Origin of the sequence: Selenomonas sp. oral taxon 126 (assembly GCF_001683335.1) — a bacterium.
GTDB lineage: Bacteria > Bacillota > Negativicutes > Selenomonadales > Selenomonadaceae > Centipeda.
The window spans coordinates 972439-978548 of sequence record NZ_CP016201.1; the positions used below are offsets into that span (position 1 = coordinate 972439).

8 protein-coding genes are annotated in these 6110 nt (G+C 63.1%); 6 read left to right on the forward strand and 2 right to left on the reverse strand.

Going from position 1 to position 6110, the window contains the following annotated elements; genetic code table 11:
* Positions 1-20: 20 nt before the first annotated feature.
* The 3 genes from AXF19_RS04270 to hypE are packed head-to-tail and all read left to right on the forward strand — an operon-like array spanning position 21 to position 2363.
* Positions 21-260: a HypC/HybG/HupF family hydrogenase formation chaperone gene (locus AXF19_RS04270; RefSeq protein ID WP_066845515.1), complete on the forward strand. Its 240-nt coding sequence runs from the start codon at positions 21-23 to the stop codon at positions 258-260.
* Positions 257-1366: a hydrogenase formation protein HypD gene (hypD, locus tag AXF19_RS04275; RefSeq protein ID WP_066845518.1), complete on the forward strand. Its 1110-nt coding sequence runs from the start codon at positions 257-259 to the stop codon at positions 1364-1366. Before AXF19_RS04270 ends, hypD begins: the two co-directional genes overlap by 4 nt.
* The gene (hypE, locus tag AXF19_RS04280; RefSeq protein WP_066845520.1) at positions 1356-2363 is read left to right on the forward strand and encodes a hydrogenase expression/formation protein HypE; all 1008 of its coding nucleotides are present in this window, start codon (positions 1356-1358) and stop codon (positions 2361-2363) included. Before hypD ends, hypE begins: the two co-directional genes overlap by 11 nt.
* A 13-nt stretch (positions 2364-2376) precedes the next feature.
* Here hypE and AXF19_RS15120 read toward each other — a convergent pair whose 3' ends face one another.
* Positions 2377-2502 (reverse strand): secretion protein HlyD, encoded by a 126-nt coding sequence (locus AXF19_RS15120; RefSeq protein WP_084784858.1) that lies wholly within the window; start codon positions 2500-2502, stop codon positions 2377-2379.
* Positions 2503-2803: 301 nt separating this feature from the next.
* Positions 2804-2968, reverse strand: a complete 165-nt coding sequence (locus AXF19_RS14555) for a hypothetical protein (protein ID WP_009440643.1) — start codon at positions 2966-2968, stop codon at positions 2804-2806.
* A 227-nt stretch (positions 2969-3195) separates the two neighbouring features.
* On the opposite strand from AXF19_RS14555, the gene AXF19_RS04285 reads away from it, so the two are divergent.
* The 3 genes from AXF19_RS04285 to AXF19_RS13620 form a co-directional block, all read left to right on the forward strand.
* Positions 3196-4098 (forward strand): LysR family transcriptional regulator, encoded by a 903-nt coding sequence (locus AXF19_RS04285; protein ID WP_066845523.1) that lies wholly within the window; start codon positions 3196-3198, stop codon positions 4096-4098.
* Between the two features lie 103 nt (positions 4099-4201).
* Positions 4202-4849 (forward strand): vWA domain-containing protein, encoded by a 648-nt coding sequence (locus tag AXF19_RS04290; protein WP_066845526.1) that lies wholly within the window; start codon positions 4202-4204, stop codon positions 4847-4849.
* A 38-nt stretch (positions 4850-4887) separates the two neighbouring features.
* On the forward strand, positions 4888-6110 hold a 1223-nt coding region (locus AXF19_RS13620), incomplete at its 3' end, for a protein phosphatase 2C domain-containing protein (protein WP_157092525.1).

Here is a 6110-nt window from a genome sequence, read left to right on the forward strand (position 1 = left end):
GTTCAAATAAAGGAGAAAATATGTGTTTGGCAGTTCCGGCGAAAGTCGTTGAGATACAGGATCAGCTTGCATCGGTGGAGGTGAGCGGGGTGCGCCGCGCGGCAAGTCTCATGCTGTTGCCCGAGGCGACGGTGGGCGACTATGTGCTCGTCCACGCGGGCTTTGCGATGCAGATCGTTGCGGCGGACGAGGCGGAGCGCATCGAGGCGCTGCGTGCGGAGATGCGCGGTGCGCCGCGCACGGTGGAGAGCATCCCATGAGGAGCGCGCAGGATACGCAGGGCGCGGCGGCACAGATCATCGCACAGCTGCGGGACATCGTCGCGGCACATGGGCAGAAGATTCGCCTCATGGAGGTCTGCGGCACGCACACAGTTGCCATCTTCCGCGCGGGTCTCAGGCAGATTCTTCCCGAGGGGGTGGAGCTTGTCTCGGGGCCCGGCTGCCCCGTCTGCGTGACGGCGGACGACTACATCGACGCAGCGATTGCGTACGCGGGGATGGAGGATGTCATCATCACGACGTTCGGCGATATGCTGAAGGTGCCGGGGACGCATTCAAGTCTCGCCGCAGCACAGGCAGCGGGCGCGGATGTCCGCATCGTCTACTCGCCGCTCGACGCACTCACGGTGGCGGCGGAAAATCCAACGAAAAATGTGGTCTTCCTCGCTGTGGGCTTCGAGACGACGGCACCGACCGAGGCGGCGGCGGTGCTTGCGGCTAAGAAGCAGGGGATTCGGAACTTCTTCCTGCTCTCGGCGCAGAAGCTCGTGCCACCCGTTATGCGCGCGCTCCTCGATGGCGGGGAGACGCATGTTGACGGCTTCCTCCTGCCGGGGCACGTTGCAGTCGTGACAGGTACGGAGACGTTTGCGTTTCTTGCGCGGGACTATTCTTTGCCGGGGGTTGTGGGCGGGTTCGAGCCGCTCGAGATTCTGCGCGCAATCGCGCTGCTCGTGCGTCAGATCGGGGCGGGGGAGGCACGCATCGAGAACGCCTACGAGACGGTTGTGCGCCCTGCGGGCAATCCTGTGGCGCGCGCGGCAATCGAGCGTGTCTATGAACCTGCGTCGGTGCGCTGGCGCGGGCTGGGTGAGATTCCCGCCTCGGGGCTCCTCATGCGCGAGGAATACGCAGCATTTGACTTTGCGCGCGTGCGTCCGCTCTCTGTCGGTGTTGTGGGCGATGGGCGGCACGGCTGCCGCTGCGGCGAGGTGCTGCGCGGGGCGATTGTACCGCGTGACTGCAATCTTTTTGGCAAGGCCTGCGTCCCCGAGCACGCCGTAGGGCCGTGCATGGTGTCCGTTGAGGGGACATGCGCCGCATGGTATAAATACGGGGGAGGGAGGTTCCGCTATGGAGCATGAGGTCGTTACGCTCGCGCACGGGGCGGGCGGGCAGATGAGTCACGCGCTGATGGAGGAGATCGTGCTGCCGGAGCTGGGCAACAGGATTCTCAATACGCTGCATGACGGCGCTGTCCTGCCGATTACGGGACGCGCGGCATTTACGACGGACTCCTACGTCGTGCAGCCGCATTTCTTCCCGGGCGGGAGCATCGGGCGGCTCGCCGTCTGCGGGACGGTCAACGACCTCGCGATGACGGGGGCAGTGCCGCGCTGGCTCTCGCTTGCCGTCATCCTCGAGGAGGGCTTTCCCATCCGGGCGCTGCGCCGCATTGTGCGCGACATCCGCACGGCGGCGGAGGAGGCGGGCGTTCTCATCGTGACGGGCGATACGAAGGTCGTGCCGCGTGGCTGCGGTGACGGCATCTATATCAATACGGCGGGCGTGGGCGAGATGATTGAGGGCGTGGACATCGCGCCCGCGAATATCAAACCGGGCATGGACATCATCGTATCGGGCACGCTCGGCGACCATGCAGCGACGGTCATGGCGGCGCGGCATGGACTCACTCTCCCGCCCGAGATCATGAGCGACAGTGCCCCCCTCTGCCATATGACGGCGGCAATGCTTGCGGCAGCGCCCTCGATTGCCGTGCTGCGCGATCCGACGCGCGGCGGCGTGGCGGCGTCACTGAACGAACTCGCGGCGGCGGCAAAGGTCGGCATCCTCCTCGAAGAGGGGGCGATCCCCGTACATCCCGCCGTGCAGGGCGTCTGCGACCTCCTCGGCTTCGACCCGCTGACGCTTGCGAACGAGGGCAAACTGCTTGCATTTGTGCCGCCCGAGGACACGGCACGCGTGCTTGAGGTGATGCACGCAGAGCCCTACGGGCGCTCGGCGTGCGTCATTGGGTACACAACGGCGGAGGCACCGGGATCGGTCGGCATCCGCACCGCGCTCGGCGGCATCCGCGTGGTCGATCTTCCGCTTGGGGAGCTTGTGCCAAGGATTTGCTGAGGGGGCGACCTACCTAGGGAAGCACTGATAAATTCAGCCGCGCCATCTTGACGCATCTTTTTTGCCCGCACCGTGTCGGCAAATCCTCCACATAGCTTTGGCTATGCGTCCGGTTTGCCTCCTTGTTCGGACGAAAAATCTACGCCAATCTGACGGACTTCATTTTATCAGCGATTCCCTAGAAGCCTCCCCCGTGCGACACGGGGGAGGGGGACCATGCGCAGCATGGTGGAAGGGGCGCCATGAGCGACATAGGCTATCTACCGTCAGAGAGTCGCAATAGGCACAAGCGCCCCTATCGTCACGCCTATGGCGTGCCACTTCCCCCGCTTCGGCGGGGGAAGCTGATCGTTGCGTGCCCTGTTTTCCGCGCACGAAAAAAGCGGGCAGTGGTCAGCCGCCCGCCTTTTTCCCTTATCTATCTGTAGTAGGATGATAGGTTATTTGGTAAGATGCACGTCGGGAATCTGGACATCGTGATGCGTGTCCGGATCGACGTTCGAATACACGCCCGTCTTCGTCTCGAATGCCTTCAGATTGTCCGCGTTCGCCTCGAGCATATCCTCGACGAAACGCTCCACTGCATCTGCGAAATATACTGCCATCTGAGTTCCCCTTTTCTATATGATATCTCTGTAGTGACCTTACCTTAGCACGTTTTCCGCATGAATAAAAATATTTCTTCATGATACAATAATAGCCTCACTCTATAAAACTTTTTTATCGAACTGTGACTTTTATACTGTTCTTTTATCGACATATATAGTAAACTAATAAGCGACATAGTTTTTTTAAATTGTACGCCCACCTCCGGGCAAAGGGAGATGATCGGATGACGTTGGTACAGATGCGGTATTTCTACGAGGTCTGCCAGTGGCAGAATATCACGAAGGCGGCGGAGCATCTGCATGTCTCGCAGCCGACCGTCACGGTCGCCATGCAGGCGCTCGAGGCAGAGACGGGGCTGAACCTCTTTCACCGCGAGGGGCGCAAGATCACGGTTACGGCAGACGGCGCAAAGCTCCTCGGGAAGGTCTCCTACATCCTCACGGAGGTCTCACGCCTCGACGATGAGATCCGCAACATGGCGCATCGCCACGCAAAGGTGCGGATTGCGATGCCGCTGCAGCTCGGCGTCGTCTTCCTGCCGCACATCCTCGGCGACTTCCGCCGCGACCATCCCGAGATCGAACTCGAGATCATCGAGACGGGCGGCGTGAGCGCCCTGCAGATGGTTGAGGAGGAAAAACTCGACTTCGCACTGACGAATTACACCGTCGACTTCAGTGCGCGCCTCTCCTATGCGAAGCTCTTTGACTGCGAGTGCACCTTCGTCACGCGCCTCGACCACCCGTTTGCGGGGCGGCATGCGCTCAGCATCACGGAGCTCAGGGATGAGCCGCTCATCATGCTCGACAGCAATTTTTTCATCGACCGCCTCGTGCAGGACGCGTACGGCCGCATGGGCGAGAAGCCGAACGTCGTGCATTACTCGCCCTACCTCCACACGGTCAAGAACCTCGTCCACGCGGGCATCGGCTCGACCTTCCTCGCGCGCCCGTCCGTGCTTCCGACGGACAACTTCGTCCAGATCCCGCTCATCGACCCGATCTTCATCAACAGCGGACTCGTCACGAAGAAGGGGCGCCAGACCTTCGACGACGTGCGCCTCGTCATGAGCTACCTGCGCGGCCTGACGAAGCAGCTCCTCGGCGGGGGGAAGAAGGGGCGCTGATTCTACACCCTATATTTTATTGTGCAGAGATTTAATATTTATGTTATAATAGGCTCAATATTTTGAGGAAGATGTCATCTATCATTATCTAGGAGGGTTTCTTATGGCGGATCAAGGTCGCAGACTTCCGGTATACCTGCTTTTGGATTGTTCCGGATCGATGGCGGGAGAGCCGATTGAGGCGGTACGGCAGGGCATCAAGGCACTCCTCTCGGAGCTGAGGGGCGACCCGCAGGCACTCGAGACAGCATATCTCTCGGTCATCACCTTTGCGAGCCGCGTGCAGCAGACGACGAAGCTGACGGAGCTGATGCTCTTCAAGGAGCCGCGTCTGGAGGCGGAGGGCTGCACGCTCATGGGCGGCGCACTGAAGCTCCTCGCGGAATGCGTCCGGACGGAGGTGCGCAAGAACACGGAGACACAGAAGGGCGACTGGCGTCCGCTCGTCTTCCTGCTGACCGACGGCAGCCCGACCGATCTGGAGGACTTCCGTGAGGCGGCGGCAATGGTGAAAACGCTGAAGCTCGGCAACATCATCGCCTGTGCGGCGGGGGCGGATGCCGATACGAGCTATCTGAAGCAGGTCACGGACAATGTGCTGATGATGAACAGCCTGTCCGCCGGCGATATGGCGAAGTTCTTCGCATGGGTCTCCGGCTCGATCAAGATGTCCTCCAAGAGCCTTGATGCGGCACCCGGCGCAGCAATCGAGCTGCCGCCCCCGCCGAAGGGATTCACGGTCGTTCCCTGACGGATCGGAATGCGAGCAGAAAGGGCACGGGTGTCTTGATGGAAACGCAGGAAACAACAGCTGCTGCAATGCCGACGGCGGGAGATGCACAGGGGGATGCCGCAGAACGGCAGGATCCGCCATGCACGGAGGCGCCCGCACAGGTGCAGCCGTCGGCGGGGGATGAGGCGCAGATGCCGGACGTTCCTCCCACAGAGGAGGGCAGTACGGCTTGTGCGGGGGAAGGCGGCGGGACGGCACCGCCCCTAGCGCAGGAGGCGGTGGACGCTGTACCTGAGACGGCACAGCACGCAGCAGGGACAGCGGAGCGCGTCCCGCCCGAGATGGTGCAGGAGGCGGCAGAGACGGCGGAGCGCACCGCCATAGAGCAAACGCAGGAACAGCAGCCGTCCTCTGCGGGCGCGCTGCCCGCAGCAGGGCAGGGGGGACAGGCAGAGGTGCAGGTACTGCCGCCCGATGCCGTGCAGACTGCAGAGCCGTGTGCCCCGCCGCCTGAGCGTGCTGCGGAGGCTTCCCCCGCCACGGAGCAGGATACGGGCACGGCGGATGCAGAGTCTCCGAGCCTCAGCGACGAGGAGCTGCTGGCGCATACGGCGGCACTCTGGCAGTACCGCCCCGTGCCCGCCGACGCGCCCGATCCCGCCCCCGAGTACATGGCAGAGGAGATGCGGATCGGCACGGCGGATATGGTTGCGGCGCGCGTGCGCGGCAAGAAGCACAAGCATGACGGGACGAACTGCGACGACTGGTTTGCCGCTGTGCACGTGGGGGACATCGCCATCCTCGCCGTCTCCGACGGTGCGGGGTCGAAGCGTCTCTCGCGCGTCGGTGCGCGTGCGGCATCCGAGGCTGCCGTCGGCGCGGTCTACACGCAGCTGCGCGCACTGCTGACGGCAGATCCCGCGCTGCGTGCCGCCTATGCCCTGCCGATGGAGGAAGCGGCGTTCGGAGAGGCGTGCGCGCAGCTCGTCGGCATCCTGCACGAGGGCGTGCGCGCCGCGCGCGCCGCCGTTGAGGCGGCGTTCTACGCCCGCTGCGGAAGGGCGGCATATACGGATCTGCTCGGCAGGGAGCCTGTTCTCGGCGATCTTGCGGCGACCCTCCTCCTGACGCTCGCCGTCCCCGTTCCGGAGCACGGCGAACTGCTCGTCCTCTCCTGTCAGGTCGGGGACGGCATGACCGCCGCCGTGAATACGCAGGCGCCCTACGGCAGCGCCGTGAAGCTGCTCGGCAGACCCGACAGCGGCGACTTCGTAGGCGA